The organism is Pseudomonas palmensis, from assembly GCF_049942755.1.
GTDB lineage: Bacteria > Pseudomonadota > Gammaproteobacteria > Pseudomonadales > Pseudomonadaceae > Aquipseudomonas > Aquipseudomonas palmensis.
In genome coordinates this window covers 3,827,941-3,842,958 of record NZ_CP187958.1, presented here as the reverse complement: position 1 = coordinate 3,842,958, position 15,018 = coordinate 3,827,941, and the positions used below count along the sequence as shown (strand labels likewise).

The following is a 15,018-nucleotide window of genomic DNA, read 5'->3' as shown; positions in this document are numbered from 1 at the left end:
ATCTAAACGATTCATTGGCGTCATGCTAGCGCATTTTCGATAATGCACTCCCCTTCCCCCCTGACAACGAGACGGTCCATGGCCCCCGCCACAACTCACCTGAGCCGCGCCCTGATTCTGCTGATGGCAACCGCCACCGGCCTGGCCGTGGCCAGCAACTACTATGCGCAGCCCTTGCTGCACAGCATCGCTCAGCATTTCGGCCTGACCACCGCCACCGCCGGCAGCATCGTGATTGCCGCCCAGCTGAGCTACGGCGCCGGCCTGTTGCTGCTGGCGCCGCTGGGTGACCTGTTCGAACAACGCCGCCTGATCGTCAGCATGATCGCCATCGCCACGGTCGGCCTGCTGATCAGCGCCTTCGCCCCCAGCCTGATGTGGCTGCTGATCGGCACCACCCTGACCGGGCTGTTCTCGGTGGTGGCGCAGGTACTGGTGCCGATGGCCGCCGGCCTGAGCGACCCGTCCGAGCGCGGGCGAGTGGTCGGCACGCTGATGAGCGGTCTGCTGCTGGGCATTCTGCTGGCGCGCACCGCTGCCGGGTTCATGGCGACCCTGGGTGACTGGCGCAGCATCTACCTGCTGGCCGCTGCGCTCATGGCCCTGAGCGCCATCGCCCTGGCCAGGGCCCTGCCCGAGCGCCACCAGCACGCCGGGCTCAAGTACCCCGCACTGATCGGTTCGGTGTTCCGCCTGTTCGTGGATGAGCCGGTGCTGCGCCTGCGCTCGTTGCTGGGGCTGCTGTCGTTCTGCCTGTTCGCGCTGTTCTGGACACCCCTGGCGTTTCTGCTGGCAGCCGAGCCTTACCACTACTCCGATGCGGTGATCGGGCTGTTCGGCCTGGCCGGTGCTGCCGGCGCGCTGGCCGCCAACTGGGCCGGGCGCCTGGCCGACCGCGGCAAGGGCTCGCTGGGCACCACCGTGGGGCTGCTGGCCCTGGTGCTGGCCTGGGTACCGCTGGCCTTCGCCCAGGTGTCGCTCGCCGCCCTGCTGATTGGCGTGCTGGTGCTCGACCTGGCGGTACAGCTGGTGCACGTGAGCAACCAGAACGCGGTGATCGCCCTGCGCCCCGAGGCGCGCAACCGACTCAATGCCGGGTACATCACCTGCTACTTCATCGGTGGCGCACTGGGCTCGCTGTTGGGTACGCAGTTGTTCCAGGCCCACGGCTGGAACGGCATCGTGGTGGCGGGGCTGGTGATCGGCGGCGTGGCGCTGGTGGTGTGGCTGTGGGTGGAGCGCCGCTCGGCTCAGGTGAAGGCCGCGTAACGGCGTTCGCCAGCAAGGCTGGCTCCTACCCGCAGGCCCCCTTCAGGTAACATGGCGCCCCGCCTGCCGGCGCGCCTGTTGCTGGCCCTCAAGGAACCTGCGCATGACCCTGCACCACCCTCGCCTGCCCCTGGGGCTGCTGAGCCTCGGCCTGGCCCTGAGCTCGTCCACCACCCTGGCCGACAGCGGCATCACCCTCGCGCCCCTGAACGTGTCCGATGTGCTCGAGGACGGCTACCAGCCGCGCCAGGCCTCGGTAACCGGCTTTGGCGCGGCGCCGCTGCTCGACACCCCCGCCTCGGTGTCGGTGTTCACCGAACAGTTGCTGCAGGACCGCCAGGTGCGCCTGCTCAGCGAGGTGCTGCAAAGCGATGCCTCGGTCGGCGAGAGCTATGCGCCCATCGGCTACTACGAGAACTTCAACGTGCGCGGCTTCGAACTGGACGCCGCCCACAGCTACACCATCAACGGCCAGACCATCGCCGGCGAGCAGAACGTGGCGCTGGAGAACAAGCAGCAGGTCGAGTTGCTCAAGGGGCTGTCGGGCCTGCAAAGCGGAGTAGCCGAACCCGGCGGGCTGATCAACTATGTGACCAAGCGCCCGCAGGATATCCGTTCGCTCACGGTATCGAGCACGGCCTTGGGCGAGCGCTACATCGCCACCGACCTGGGCGGCTGGTTTGGCAGCGAACGCCAGTTCGGCCTGCGCGCAAACCTGGCCCATGAAGATATCCGCTCCTACGTCGACCATGCCGACGGCCAGCGCGACTTCGCTTCGCTGGCCTTCGACTGGCAAGTGAACCCGGATGCGCTGCTGCAACTGGATGTCGAGTACCAGCAGCGCGAGCAGCGCTCGGTGCCCGGCTACCAGTTGCTCGGCGGCAACCGCCTGCCCCACGGCATCGACCCCGACGATCGCCTGGCCTATCAGCACTGGGCCAAGCCGGTGCAGATCGACTCGCTGAACCTGGGCGGTCGCTTCGAATACCGCTTCAGCGACACCTGGACCGGCAGCGTGAGCGCTTCGCGCAGCCGCGTGGTGATCGACGACTACAGCGCGTTCGCCTGGGGTTGCTACGGCGCCGCCAGCTGCGCAGGCTCGAAGGTGCCGAACTACTTCAGCCCCGAGGGCGACTACGACATCTACGACTACCGCAGCCCGGACGATACCCGGCGCACCGACGAGGCACAGGTCACCCTCAACGGCCAGTTTGCCCTGGCGGGCCTAGAGCACGAGCTGACGGTCGGCAGCAGCGCGCAACGGCGCACTGTCGACCAGCGACCGACGTTCAACGAGTGGATCGGCAGCGGCAACATCTACCAGCCTACGCCGGCACTGGAGCCCTTCGACGGCAGCCCGGGCCACCGCGAACGCCGCCTCGACAGCCGCCAGTACGGCCTGTTCGCCAGCGACCGGATCAGCTTCGACGAACACTGGCAGACGGTACTCGGTGCGCGCGTTGTACGCCTGGACGAGCAGGCCTTTGGTGAAGACGGCAACCTGCGCCGGCATACCCGGCAATATGAACTGCTGCCCAACGCCGCGCTGATCTACAAGCCGCGCGCGGACATTTCGCTGTACGCCAGCTACAGCAAGGGGCTGTCGTCGGGCAATGCCGCGCCGTTGTTCGCGCTCAACAGCCAGGACATACTGGCCCCCACCACGTCACGCCAGCTCGAACTGGGTATCAAGCGTGAATGGCAGCGCATGAGCCTGAGCGCGGCGCTGTTCCAGCTGCGCCAGGGGTATCAGTACGCCCAGCCGGATGGCAGCGGTGACTTCACCTACGTGCAGCAGGGGCAGCAGAAGAACACCGGCCTGGAGCTGGCGGCCAGCGGCTGGGTAACGTCGAACCTGCAGATCAACGCCAGTGCCGCGGCCATTCGTGCACGGGTCGGCGGCAGCGGCACGCGGGCGTACGACGACCATCAGGCGCTGAACGTGCCGAATCTGCGCGCGGCGCTGCAGGCCGACTACAGCCTCCCGGGAGTACCGGGGTTGGCGCTGCTGGGTGGGGCGCGCTACAGCGCGAGCAAGTATGCCAACCAGGCAGGTACGGTGGCGGTGGGTGGCTATGCGGTGTTCGACATTGGCAGCCGCTATCGCACGCGCATCGGCGGGTATGACACGGTGCTGCGCCTGACAGTGGATAACGTGTTCGATCGGCGCTACTGGAGGGACGCGGGGGAGTATCTGGGCGACGGCTACCTGTTTCAGGGCGCGCCGCGAACTGCGCGGGTGTCGGCTGCTGTGAGCTTCTGAGAATGCGTTCGCCGGCAAGGCCGGCTCCTGCACAGGCGTTCGCCTTGCCTGCAGGAGCCAGCCTGGCTGGCGAACAGCGCGCCGCCGATCAGAACGGCTCGCTACCCTCGCGGAACTGCACTTCCAGTATCCCGGCGATTTCGCTCAGGTCGGCCGCCGCGGCCGGGGTGGTGATGAAGCCGCTGTAGCAGTCCTCCAGCGTCGACCAGTTCCACAGCACCAGGCCCTGCTTCTGAAGCTCAGCATGGGCCAGCACCATCAGTTGCGACACGCTGTGGTTTTCCAGGAAGTCTTCATCTTCCGGGTCATCCACGCCAAAGGTCACCTGGGCGTCACGTGCTTCTGCCAGTTGCTGGACGCTTTGCACGAACGACTCGGTGTCCTTCCAGTCGACGTAGAACACCGACTCCCAGTCGGCGATGTCCTTGACCATCCACATCAGTTGCTTGGGATCGTCCTCGAACTCTTCGATGTCATCCTCGTCCAGCTCCAGCTCGCGAAACGCCTGAAGATGCTCGGCGGCCATTTCGGGCGTGGGGCTGACAAGAGCAATCAATTGCTCGGCGGCAAGAATCTGCTGTTCGGAAAAGCACTCTGCAAGCATCTGAAACTTCCTTTTCAATGGCCCAACAAAAAGCCCCCGGACTCTTTCAAGTTCGGGGGCTCTTCGCGTATCTGAATATGGCGGTGAAGAAGGGATTCGAACCCTTGATACAGTTTCCTGTATACACACTTTCCAGGCGTGCTCCTTCAGCCACTCGGACACTTCACCGGTTCTCGCCAAGCTGTTCAGCCTGTCGAGGCGCGCTAATGTAGTCGAAAGCACTTTGAATGGCAAAGGTTTTTTTCAGAATATTCATGCGCTTAAGCCAGCAGTGGCAAAGCTGCCAATCTCTGGCGTGGTTCGGCTGTGGTCCATGCACGAAGCCCGTGGTGCCTGGGCCGGCGTGCTGCGCCTGACTCATCGGTCAGCCTTGGTGCTTTACCTGACCGCGGCAGCTGGGTAACGTCAGCCCCACTCCACCTAAAGGAACTCTGTCATGAGTGAGCTGGTTACCTACCAACTGGAAGACGGCATCGCGACGCTGACCCTGAACAACGGCAAGGTCAACGCCATTTCACCGGACGTGATCGCAGCCTTCAACGATGCACTGGACCGTGCCGTGCAGGATCGCGCCGTCGTCATCCTCACCGGCCAGCCGGGCATCCTCTCCGGTGGCTACGACCTCAAGGTGATGACCTCTGGGCCACAGGCCTCCATCGCGCTGGTGACCGCCGGCTCGACGCTCTCCCGGCGCCTGCTGTCGCATCCGTTCCCGGTGATCGTCGCCTGCCCTGGCCACGCCGTGGCCAAGGGTGCATTCCTGCTGCTGTCGGCCGACTACCGCATCGGCGTCGAAGGCCCGTTCCGCATCGGCCTGAATGAAGTGCAGATCGGCATGACCATGCACCACGCCGGCATCGAGCTGGCGCGTGATCGCCTGCGTCGCTCGGCCTTCCACCGCTCGGTCATCAATGCCGAGATGTTCGACCCGGCCAGTGCCGTGGATGCCGGCTTCCTCGACAAGGTGGTGCCGGTGGAGCAGTTGCACGCAACCGCCCTGGCAGCGGCGCAGCAACTCAAGACCATCAACATGAACGCGCACAAGAAGACCAAGCTCAAGGTGCGCAAGGCGCTGCTGGACCTGCTGGACGACGCGATCATTCGCGACCAGGAACACCCGGTCTGATAGCGGGTCGCGCCATTCGCCGGCAAGGCCGGCTCCTGCAGGGGACGCAACCGTTGCAGGAGCCGGCCTTGCCGGCGAAGCTTTAAGTTTGCCCCGGGCTGTGCACAACCGTACACTGCGCCGCGTTTTGTCCGGGGTTAACCACAATGCTGTTTCTGATCCGCATGCCCCTCCTGGGCCTGCATTTTGTTCTGGTAGGCATACTGGGTGTGCTCATCGGCCTGTGTCGGCCTTTCAACCCCGACAACAGCCGCGTGTTCGCGCGCCTGTATGGCTGGCCCGCCACCTGGCTGATGCGCCTGCAGGTACAGGCCGAAGTCGGCCCGCTGTTCGACCAGCCCCCGGGCTGCGTGATCGTGGCCAACCACCAATCCAACCATGACCTGTTCGTGCTCGGTCACGTGGTGCCGCCGCGCACGGTGTGCATCGGCAAGAAGAGCCTCAAATGGATCCCCCTGTTCGGCCAGCTGTTCTGGCTGGGCGGCAATGTGCTGGTCGATCGCAGCAACGCCTACCAGGCCCGACGCGCCATGCAGACCACCACCCGCACCCTGCAGGAACAGGACACCTCGATCTGGGTATTCCCCGAGGGCACGCGCAACGCCGGCGATCGGTTGCTGGCCTTCAAGAAAGGCGCGTTCCACATGGCCATCGAAGCCGGCGTGCCCATCGTGCCGGTGTGCGTGAGCCGCTACGCCAGGCGCCTGAACCTCAACGGCTGGCGCAAGCAGAAGGTGATCATCCGCTCGCTGGCGCCGATCTCCACCACCGGCATGACCCACCAGGATGTTCCCGCCCTGGCCGAGCAGTGCCGCGAACAGATGCAGCGCTGCATCGACCTGATGGAAAAAGAACTGCAGGCCAGCCGCGCAGTTGCCGATTTGTCGTAGTCATACCAAGCTAGGGGCATGACAACGGGGGAAAGGCACAACCATGGGTCGAGTCGTAGCGGCAGCGGTCTACAGCGCCGGTAGAAAAGTCACCAACATCAGCCTCGACGAGGGCGCCGAGTGGGCCAGCAAACCGGGGCACTTCGTGTGGATCGGGCTGGAAGAGCCCTCCGCGCAGGAACTGGCCAATCTTCAGCGCCAGTTCAACCTGCATGAACTGGCAATCGAGGATGCGCTGGAAAAGCACAGCCGGCCCAAGCTTGAAACCTTCGGCGATGCCTTGTTCATCGTGACCTATTCGCCGGTACGCCAGGACGGCAGGCTGGAGTTCATCGAAACGCATATCTTTGCCGGCAACGGCTACATCATCACCTGCCGCAACGGCCACTCCAAATCCTATGCCCTGGTACGCCAGCGCTGCGAGGCCCGGCCGCTGCTGCTCGAGCACGGCGAAGACTTCGTGCTGTATGCACTGCTCGACTTCGTCACTGAAAACTACCAGCCGGTGAGCGAGGCGATTCACAGCGAGATCGAAGAGCTGGAAAACAACGTACTCAGCAGTTCGCTGCAGGAAGACGATATCCGCCGCCTGCACGGCCTGCGTCGCGACATCCTGCGCCTGCGCCGCTATGTGGCACCGATGGTCGAGATCAGCGAAGAGCTGCAGCGCCTGGCCTTCCCCTTCATCGACAAGAACATGCGCCCGTATTTTCGCGACGTGCAGATCCACGTGACGCGGCAGATGGAAGACCTGTCGAGCATCCGCGACATCGCCAGCCAGACCATCGAGATCGGCATGCTGCTGGAGTCGTCACGCCAGAGCATCACCCAGCGCAAGTTCGCCGCCTGGGCGGCGATCCTGGCCTTCCCCACCGCCGTGGCGGGCATCTACGGGATGAACTTTCAGAACATGCCGGAGCTGAGCTGGCACTACGGCTACTTCACCGTGCTGGGGGTCATCGCCCTGGGCTGCACGGCACTGTTCGCCAGCTTCAAGCGCTCCGGCTGGCTGTAGGCCTCAGGCGGCGCTGCCCTGTGGCTTGTGCGCGACAAAGCGCATCATCCACTCGGCCACCGTGGTGCCCTGGTGTTGCTGGTCGAGGCTGGCCACGCCCTTGCTGTAGACCTCCGGGCCCAGGTGCTGCTGGCGCAGCTCGAGCAAGGCACGGGAATAGTCGTGGATGAACTCGGGGTGGCCCTGGAAGCACAGCACCTGGTCGCCAATGTGATAGGCGGCATAGGGGCAGAAGTCGCTGGAGGCGATCACCGTGGCGTTTTCGGGCAACTGGGTAACCTGGTCCTGGTGGCTGATCAGCAGGGTCAGTTCCTCCACCTGCGGGCTCATCCACGGCGCCTTGGCCGCCATCACGTAGCGGTGGGTTCCCACCCCCCAGCCCTGGTGCGCGCGCTCGCTGCGCCCGCCCAGCAACAGGGCCAGCAACTGGTGGCCGAAGCATACGCCCAGCAGCTTGTCGCCGCGCTTGTAGCGGTCCAGCAGAAAGGTCTTGAGCCTGGCGATCCACGGGTCGTCGCCAAACGAGTCGGCCTTGCTGCCGGTCACCAGGTAGGCGTCGAACACCTCGTCGTCGTCGGGGTATTCACCGTTCATCACGTTGTACACGCGAAATTCGGCGGCAATCGGCTGATGGGTGAACAGGTGCTCGAACATCCGTCCGTAGCCCTGATACTGATCGACCAGCTCGGGTCGCAGGACATCGGTTTCCAGGATGCAGATGCGTAACGACATAGATTTAGTCCCGAACGACATGAGGCACAAAGTGTCGCTAGAGCCTGCCGCGAATGGCGCTCGGAGGCAAGTGTTCACTCGGACGAACGGTCACACTGCGCAGGCCATACCCCGGAGCGCACGCACGTGTCTAGCTGAAGGGATGGTCGCCGGATGGCCCTTGGCCTCATAGCCGTAGTGCCTTAGAACCCACCATTTAATACGAAAGCGTTCTAAAACACGGGTGACGTTGACCCTAAGGTTAGTTGTATATCGAAGCAAAGCAGGTCCGATGCGGGGGCAACGCGGACATTTCGACAGCGCTCGCGGGTTATCACGGACCCTGGCCAAGGACGCCACACGGCATTCAGGAATAACAACAAAAAGGCAGACCGCCATGTTCAAGCACTCCAAAGTACGTCAAGCCGGCCTCATCCTCTTCGCCACGACGCTGCTGCTGATCGTGCCCAACCTCACACGACTGTTCGGCTGAAGCCCACCCGTTCTGTAACCAGGCATCATCGCAACGCTGGTGTATCCTGCCGGCCTGAATGGTTGGAGAGCACCCGATGCGTCATTGCCTTGCCCTGATCCTGCTGTTGAGCCTGCCCCTGCACGCCGCACAGCTGACCCTGAACCTGGGCGGCGCCGAGCGCCAGTGGAGCACCGCTCAACTGCTGGCTCACCCGCAGGCGCAGGATATCCGCATCGACGGTGACGTTTCCTACAAGAAGACCATGCACTACCGCGCCGTGCCCATGGTGGCGCTGCTGGAGGGCGTAGCCCCCGGCGATCATCTGCAGGCCGTGGCGCTGGATGGCTTTGCCGCCGAACTGCCCGCTGCCCCGTTGCTCGGCAACGGCCCGGCACGCGCCTGGCTGGCCATCGAGGACCCCGCCCACCCATGGCCAGCCCTGAGCAAGGGCAAAGGCAGCGCCGGGCCCTTCTACCTGGTGTGGACCCAACCGCAGGCAGGCCGGATCAGCCCCGAACAATGGCCCTTCCAGCTTGCCACCATTCGCCGCCTGGCCCCTGTGGCATCGCGCTTCCCGGCACTGCTGCCAGACCCGCAACTGCGTGAGGACGACCCGGTCAACCTGGGCTTTGCCGTGTTTCAGAAAAACTGCCTGGCCTGCCACCGACTCAACGGTGCCGGCGATGCGCAGTTCGGGCCCGACCTGAACCTGCCCTTCAACCCCACCGAGTACTTCCAGCCGACGTTCTTGCGCCGTTACATCCGCAACCCGCAAAGCCTGCGCCAGTGGCCACAGGCGCGTATGCCCGGCTTTGCCGAAACGGTGATCAGCGACGCAGAACTGGACCAGTTGCTGGGGTACCTGGCGCACATGGCCAGCCGCAAGCGGTCCGGGGTGGAAGTACCCTGAAAATGGATGGGGGCGGCATGGCCGCCCCGCGGATACACAGGTTCAGGCGAGCAGTCGCTCCTGCTTGACGCCCCAGCCCTGTATCTGGCCGCCCAAAGGGGAAACTGCCAGCTCGAAGTCATGCTCGAACTCGCCGATGCCGCCATAGGTGGCGAACATCAGTTTGCTCAACTCCAGCTGCCACCCCTCGTCGCTTTCGCGTACCTGGGTGTTGATCGATTCACCACGAAACTTGCCTGCGGCCCTGCGCGCCCGCTCCTCGTCCGGGAACACCGCATAGAACTCGATGGGATGGATCTGGGCAAAATCGAAACCGCCTTCTTTCATGCGGCGTAGAACCGTGCTGCTGATGTCCTCATACGGGCTGCTCATGAATCGTCCTCCTCGTCGCGATGGATAGACTTTCAGTGCATTACGCACTGACCCACCCTGCCAAACGTGGGTGGGCAACTCGAGCGGATGTAGCGGATGCAGCGATGGTTTAAGGGAAAAGGGCCGGCTGGGTAAATAACCCGTGACCCTGGCTGCAGACTAGCGCCAATCATAAGGGTATGCCAGTAGCGCGAGCGCTCAGGGCTGTTCTTTGATTTCCTTGATCTCCACGCCGCTGTCCTGCTTCAGCCATTCGGCAGTGGGCATCGACACGCGGCCCTCGAAATCATTGAGGTCCGCCTTGTCCACGACAGGATAGAGGTGGGCGCGAATCACCCGAGCCGCCTCTTCGATACTGGGCTGCTGCTCGGCGTCAAACGACAGCGAGGTCCTTTCGCCTTTCTGGTCAACAAAGGTAATTACCCACGCTTTCATTGGATTCTCCTCAGTAACGCGACTCAGGGTGAATCAGCCTTACCTTCCGTTGACCCCGCGCCTGGGCGGTTGTTCAGTCGGCCTGCGGCGCAAAACGATGGCCGCCCGGCAGCGCCCGGATGCTTTTCAGGGTCTGCAGCATATCGACGCGGGTGCGCTCGAACGCAAGCTGCGGCTGGGAATGATCATCGAGCACTGTCAGCCCCACGCCAGGCTGGTATCCAGTGGGCGGAGCGTCGCCGTCGAGCGTGAACGTTTCGTAATCCACCGGCTTGTGGTACGCATCATAGGCCTTGTAGCGCGCACCGCGAAGGTTGCCGTCGAGGGCGCCGACAAGCACGCGCAGCGGGCCGAAGATGTCGGTCTGGACGAGCGTTGGAAACCGCCTGGAGATCACCTGCTCCAACAGCTTCGGCATGAAATCGGCGTCTTTCCTGATCTCGCGCCCCATGCTCAGGCGGTGCAGCAGGTTCGGGTTGCCCACGGGGTTGAAGCCCAGCGTTATCGAATGATGCGGGGCGCCATCGTCGGCAATGAACCCGAACGGCAGGCAAAAGCCGCGCTGCTGCGGGATTTCGTATTGCTCGCGGGTTCGAAAGGCCGCCAGCAAGGCACGTGCCCTGGGCTCGACACGTTCCAGTGAGACCGGTACGCCGGCAGCGTCCGACCCTGCATGAAATACAAAGCGATAGATGCGCTGGTTACGCCAGAGATGGGCCGTCATCTCACCCGGCACCCAGTCAGCGAACGTATCTGCTATCCCCAGGTCCAGAAAGCGCTCTTGCTCGAACAATGCGTCGGTCGGCCACTTGGCCTGTTCCTCGAGATAAGCTGCGCGTTCAGCCTCCAGTTTGACGGTGGGGCGCCCCGTGGCCGAGAACTCGCGGATCATGTCGTTGAGTACGAACAACTCGGTGCTCACCCAGTTGATTCGCGTAATGGTGTCGTCCAGGGCGCGATGCTGTTCAAGCAACGCGGAATAGTCTTCGTCGTCAGCCTTTTTTGCATCGATCTGGGCTTGCAGCGCGTCGATCTGCGCACGTACCACGCGTGTTTGCGCCGAACCGCGATTAGGCCCGTGGATAAGCTGCAGGCGATCGAAGACATTGCGATCCGTCACGGGGCTGACTTCGATCTTCACCAGGTAGGCCTGCTCGGGTGTCACGCCCTCGCCATACATGATCTGCTGGCCACCCGGGGCGATGGTTGGGCGCACGGGGTCGAAGTCCGGCTTTTGCCAGTAGCCCCCGGCAAGGTGCCAGGCAATCTCCTTGGGCACATCGAACTGCACCCGTCCCATGCACTCGGTACGCCAACCCGGCGGCGTCTGGTAATCCGGCTCACCCAGCGCCGACAGGGGCGCTGCCAGCAACGCCAGCCACATCCAGCTCATGTGTAACGACTTCATGTACGTTTCCTTTTCTGTGCCACTTGCGGTGCGTTCGGCAGGGCCTGTACCTGCCCCAGTATCTCGACGGCTTCTGTCTCCAACAGCTTCAGGCTCAGGCCGTCGCGGCTGTGCAACTGGTCCACCTGCAGGATCATCGAAGGAACGGGCGAGGCGCCCAGGTGCGCTGCGCGCAGCTGGAATGTTTCGCGGCGATCCGTTTCGTGTTCGAGGTACCACTTGGTCAGCGTGGTGGTTTGCAGGATGGTCATCTGCCCCAGCCGGAACTGGCGTTCCGGCAGTTGCTCAAGTACGGGGAAATCAGCGCGATCGAGCGACAGGTCGGCGGCCCGCCGGGCCTCGAACTGCTCGCGCAGCGACTGGCTGGCCACCTGAATGTCGTAGCGGACCGCCTCCTGGTGCCGCCCGAACCACGCGGCGCGCACCACATAGGGGGCTGTGCCGTCATCGGCCAGAAAGCCGAACGGCAGGCATATACCCGGTTGCCGAGGCACTTCGAAGGCGGCGCGTGGACGCAAGGCGGCGAGCACACGGCGCACATGCGGGTCCAGCCGCTGCAGCACCTGCTCGTTGCTCACTCCACGTTCGATGTAACCGAAGTTGAGCTTGTAGACGCGCGACTGGCGCCACAGCACCACGGTCAACCCATGCTCGTTGTACACCGCATAGCCATCCTCCAGGGCAAAGTCCGGCAGGACTTGCCACTTGAAGCGATCGGAGACGGGGTACACCGCGTCTTCACGGTTGAGCCGCTCAAGCCGCGCCTGCAGCGTGTCCACTGGCCAGCCCTTGCCCGCGAAGTCGGCGATCATCGCCTCGAGCGACGCCCGTTCACCGGGGATCTTGTCGATGCGCTCGAAGGTGCGCGCTAGTGCCTTGTACCGTTCGTTCAAGGCGTGGTACTCGCTCGGCTTCTGGGCCTTTAGGTACGGGGTCATCAGGTTCCCGATACGTGTCTGCTCGGCCATGATGTACTCGCCCTGCGCATTGGCCCGGCTCAGGACCAGACGATCCTTGAGGCGGTCGTACAGCTCACGGGTAGTGAGCGGGCTCACATCGATGGTGACCAGGTGCGATTCCCCGGAGAACTCCGGCGCGCCGTAGTCGGCCTGCCACGTATCGCCACCAGGCATGAAGCGGGCGAACGGCTCGCCCAGGCGAAGACCGCTCATTTGCCACTCCAGGCTGGCCGGTACCACAAGGTGCGAGCGCCCTACACATTCCTGAGCCATCTCGGGCGCAGGCGATACGGCATCAGCCACCGCCTGGATCGAATGGCACAGGCAAACCAGCAACACGAACACACGCACGCAAACATCCTTTTTGCGGGACCGCTGTCGGCCCCTCTTGCTGAGGCGCGTGATTTGAGCACCCACAGCCCGAAAAGCCAAGACCCCGGCAAGCCGGGGTCCTGGTCAGTGCAACAGCCCGTGCGTCATTGCGGCGTGCTGTGGGTCACGCCGGCAGTGTTGTCCAGCAGGCTCTTGGTCGCGGTCTGGATGTAGGACTCCAGCTTGCGGCTCAATTGTGCCTGGTCCGGGCTTTCGATCACCTCGGCCTTGAAGTTGGCCCCAAGCTGGTAACGGTACATGCGCGGCGACATGTCCTTGGACTGGATCAGAATGCGATCGCCCTGCACCAGGCCGACGATCTGCTCACTGCCCGATGGCTTAATCATGCCGATGCCTTCATCGCCGGCCGGCAGGTTGAGCAGGTCACGCCCCCAGCACTGATGACGGGTTTCGCCCCCCAGTCGGCCCATGATGGTCGGCACGATGTCGACCTGGGTGCCCACGGTGTGGCTGACCGCACCGAACTTTTCCTGGATGCCCGGCGCAATCAGCAGCAGCGGCACGTTGAAGCGGCCCAGGTCCAGTTCGGTGACCTGCTGGGCATTGCCGAAGCCGTGGTCGCCGACGATCACGAACAGGGTTTCCTTGAAGTACGGCTCCTTGCGCGCCTTCTCGAAGAACTGGCCCAGCGCCCAGTCCGAGTAGCGCATGGCGGTCAGGTGCTCGTTCAGGCGGCCCTGGTCGGTCACCGGCTGCACCGGCAGGTCCTTGGGCAACGCATACGGAGTGTGGTTGGACAGGGTCTGCAGCAGGGCATAGAACGGCTTCTTGCCATAGTTGTGCGCAAGCTCCTGTGCGCCGCGGTCGAACATGTCCTGGTCGGACACCCCCCACGTCGGGTCGGAGAACACCGGGTTGACGAAGTCATTGCGGCCGATGAAGGTGGTCATGCCCTGGTTGCCGAAGAACCCGGACTGGTTGTCCCAGGCAAAGTCGCCGTTGTAAACGTACACGTCGTCATAGTCGCGGGCGCTGAGCAGCGCCGGCAGGCCGGACAGCTTGTGGCCGCCTTCCGGCGTCTGCATCAGGTATTCGAAGCCTGGCAGGTTCGGGAAGCAGGCCATGGTGGCGAACATGCCCTGGTGGGTATGGGTGCCGTTGGAGAAGAAACGGTCGAACAGCAGACCTTCCTTGGCCAGCTTGTCGAAGTACGGGGTGATGTTGGTGGTACTGCCCAGCGCGCCCACCGAGTGGCCGGCGAAGCTCTCCATCAGGATTACCACGACGTTCTTGATCGGCAGGCTGTTGGCCGCAGGCGGGGTGAAGTCACGGCGGATCGCCGCGCTGTCGGCATCCACCAGCTGGTCGTGCTCGGTCAGGATCATGTCGCGCACGGTCTGCTGGGCCTGGCTCTGGTCGAGGGTGGCCTTCCAGATGTTGCCGCGGTCTTCGCCAAAACGGCTGTGGGCGGCGTCGATCAGGGTCAGGGTGCCGTTAAGGCCCAGCTGGTTGACGAAATTGGAGTCGGTAGTGAACGCGTCACCCCAACGCATCGGCGGGCCCTGGCGCAAGGTGCCACGGGCGGCGATCACGGCCACCAGCAGGATCACCACGAATACCGCGCCACGCAGGTACCAGGGCGCCACGCTGCGCAGGCCGGCGACGTTGCTGGAGTACTCGCCGCGCGGGCGGGTAAGACGGTCGATGCCCTTGAACAGCAGGCTCAGCACCCAGGTGCCAAAGGCCCAGGCCAGCAGGTAGCGCACCACCGGAAAGCCGTACCAGAGCATGCTCAGAACGGTCTTGGGGTCTTCCTTCACATACTGGAACACCAGGCCGTTGAGGCGCTGGTGAAACTCGCGGTAGAAGTCCATCTCCATCAGGCCGAGGAACATCACCACGCTGGAAGCCAGGGTCAGCCATACGCGAAACAGGCCACGGGCGGCCATGGCGCGAGCGCTGAGGATCGCCAGCAGCAGCGGAATGCTCAGGTACACCACCACGCGCAGGTCGAAGCGCAGGCCGTTGAGGAAGCCTTCGGCGACGGTCGAGAGCGGGGTGTCACCGATCATGTCGCTGTTGTAGAGCAGCAGCGCCAGGCGCACGAGGCTCAGCATCAGCATGATCACCAGGCCGCACAGCAAGGTATAGGCGAGGTGTGATTTGAGCGTTGGTTGCAGCAACGGGCGCGAAGCGGCTCGCTGATGACTCAAGGCATCCGTGTTAGCCATGGACAGGAAGATCCCTA

The 15,018-nt window shown here is 63.8% G+C and carries 14 protein-coding genes and 1 tRNA gene; 6 read left to right on the top strand and 9 right to left on the bottom strand.

From position 1 onward, the window contains the following. The first annotated feature begins 78 nt into the window (after positions 1–78). Together ACPRTJ_RS17820 and ACPRTJ_RS17815 are read left to right on the top strand one after the other, a co-directional pair. Complete coding sequence (locus ACPRTJ_RS17820) at positions 79–1,269, top strand: MFS transporter (RefSeq protein WP_043862728.1); 1,191 nt, start codon at positions 79–81, stop codon at positions 1,267–1,269. A 103-nt stretch (positions 1,270–1,372) separates the two neighbouring features. Next, on the top strand, positions 1,373–3,532 hold the full coding sequence (locus tag ACPRTJ_RS17815) for a TonB-dependent siderophore receptor (RefSeq protein WP_426427157.1): 2,160 nt from the start codon (positions 1,373–1,375) through the stop codon (positions 3,530–3,532). Between the two features lie 88 nt (positions 3,533–3,620). On the opposite strand, the gene ACPRTJ_RS17810 is transcribed toward ACPRTJ_RS17815, so the two are convergent. The 3 genes from ACPRTJ_RS17810 to ACPRTJ_RS17800 form a co-directional block, all read right to left on the bottom strand. Continuing rightward, entirely contained in the window at positions 3,621–4,136 is a 516-nt protein-coding gene (locus ACPRTJ_RS17810) for a DUF6630 family protein (RefSeq protein ID WP_043862726.1), read from the bottom strand. A gap of 78 nt (positions 4,137–4,214) precedes the next feature. Further along, positions 4,215–4,304: transfer RNA gene (locus tag ACPRTJ_RS17805), tRNA-Ser, on the bottom strand. Further along, complete coding sequence (locus ACPRTJ_RS17800) at positions 4,300–4,497, bottom strand: hypothetical protein (RefSeq protein WP_143516616.1); 198 nt, start codon at positions 4,495–4,497, stop codon at positions 4,300–4,302. The genes ACPRTJ_RS17805 and ACPRTJ_RS17800 overlap by 5 nt, the downstream gene beginning before the upstream one ends. Positions 4,498–4,572: 75 nt before the next feature. Here ACPRTJ_RS17800 and ACPRTJ_RS17795 point away from each other — a divergent pair, with 75 nt between their 5' ends. The 3 genes from ACPRTJ_RS17795 to ACPRTJ_RS17785 all read left to right on the top strand — a co-directional run bounded on the left by ACPRTJ_RS17795 (position 4,573) and on the right by ACPRTJ_RS17785 (position 7,167). Next, a complete protein-coding gene (locus ACPRTJ_RS17795) occupies positions 4,573–5,262 on the top strand; it encodes a crotonase/enoyl-CoA hydratase family protein (RefSeq protein WP_043862725.1) in 690 nt (229 codons plus the stop codon). A gap of 146 nt (positions 5,263–5,408) precedes the next feature. Beyond that, positions 5,409–6,152 (top strand): lysophospholipid acyltransferase family protein, encoded by a 744-nt coding sequence (locus tag ACPRTJ_RS17790; protein WP_043862724.1) that lies wholly within the window; start codon positions 5,409–5,411, stop codon positions 6,150–6,152. A 43-nt stretch (positions 6,153–6,195) separates the two neighbouring features. Beyond that, a complete protein-coding gene (locus tag ACPRTJ_RS17785; RefSeq protein WP_043862723.1) occupies positions 6,196–7,167 on the top strand; it encodes a magnesium and cobalt transport protein CorA in 972 nt (323 codons plus the stop codon). 3 nt (positions 7,168–7,170) lie between these two features. On the opposite strand, the gene ACPRTJ_RS17780 is transcribed toward ACPRTJ_RS17785, so the two are convergent. After that, a complete protein-coding gene (locus ACPRTJ_RS17780; RefSeq protein ID WP_043862722.1) occupies positions 7,171–7,899 on the bottom strand; it encodes an amidotransferase in 729 nt (242 codons plus the stop codon). A gap of 548 nt (positions 7,900–8,447) precedes the next feature. On the opposite strand from ACPRTJ_RS17780, the gene ACPRTJ_RS17775 reads away from it, so the two are divergent. Then, a complete protein-coding gene (locus ACPRTJ_RS17775) occupies positions 8,448–9,263 on the top strand; it encodes a c-type cytochrome (protein WP_229590037.1) in 816 nt (271 codons plus the stop codon). 42 nt (positions 9,264–9,305) lie between these two features. Here the strand turns inward: ACPRTJ_RS17775 and ACPRTJ_RS17770 are convergent, their stop codons facing one another. From ACPRTJ_RS17770 to ACPRTJ_RS17750, 5 genes are all read right to left on the bottom strand, one after another. After that, positions 9,306–9,635, bottom strand: a complete 330-nt coding sequence (locus ACPRTJ_RS17770; RefSeq protein ID WP_043862720.1) for a ribonuclease E inhibitor RraB — start codon at positions 9,633–9,635, stop codon at positions 9,306–9,308. A 198-nt stretch (positions 9,636–9,833) separates the two neighbouring features. Then, a complete protein-coding gene (locus tag ACPRTJ_RS17765; protein WP_043862719.1) occupies positions 9,834–10,070 on the bottom strand; it encodes a hypothetical protein in 237 nt (78 codons plus the stop codon). A 73-nt stretch (positions 10,071–10,143) separates the two neighbouring features. Continuing rightward, positions 10,144–11,478 carry a T6SS immunity protein Tli4 family protein gene (locus ACPRTJ_RS17760; RefSeq protein ID WP_116055135.1) on the bottom strand — a complete coding sequence of 445 codons (1,335 nt, stop codon included), beginning with the start codon at positions 11,476–11,478 and terminating at the stop codon, positions 10,144–10,146. Then, positions 11,475–12,650: a hypothetical protein gene (locus ACPRTJ_RS17755; protein WP_426427156.1), complete on the bottom strand. Its 1,176-nt coding sequence runs from the start codon at positions 12,648–12,650 to the stop codon at positions 11,475–11,477. Before ACPRTJ_RS17755 ends, ACPRTJ_RS17760 begins: the two co-directional genes overlap by 4 nt. Before the next feature lie 263 nt (positions 12,651–12,913). After that, positions 12,914–15,001 carry an LTA synthase family protein gene (locus ACPRTJ_RS17750; protein ID WP_043862717.1) on the bottom strand — a complete coding sequence of 696 codons (2,088 nt, stop codon included), beginning with the start codon at positions 14,999–15,001 and terminating at the stop codon, positions 12,914–12,916. Positions 15,002–15,018: the final 17 nt, after the last annotated feature.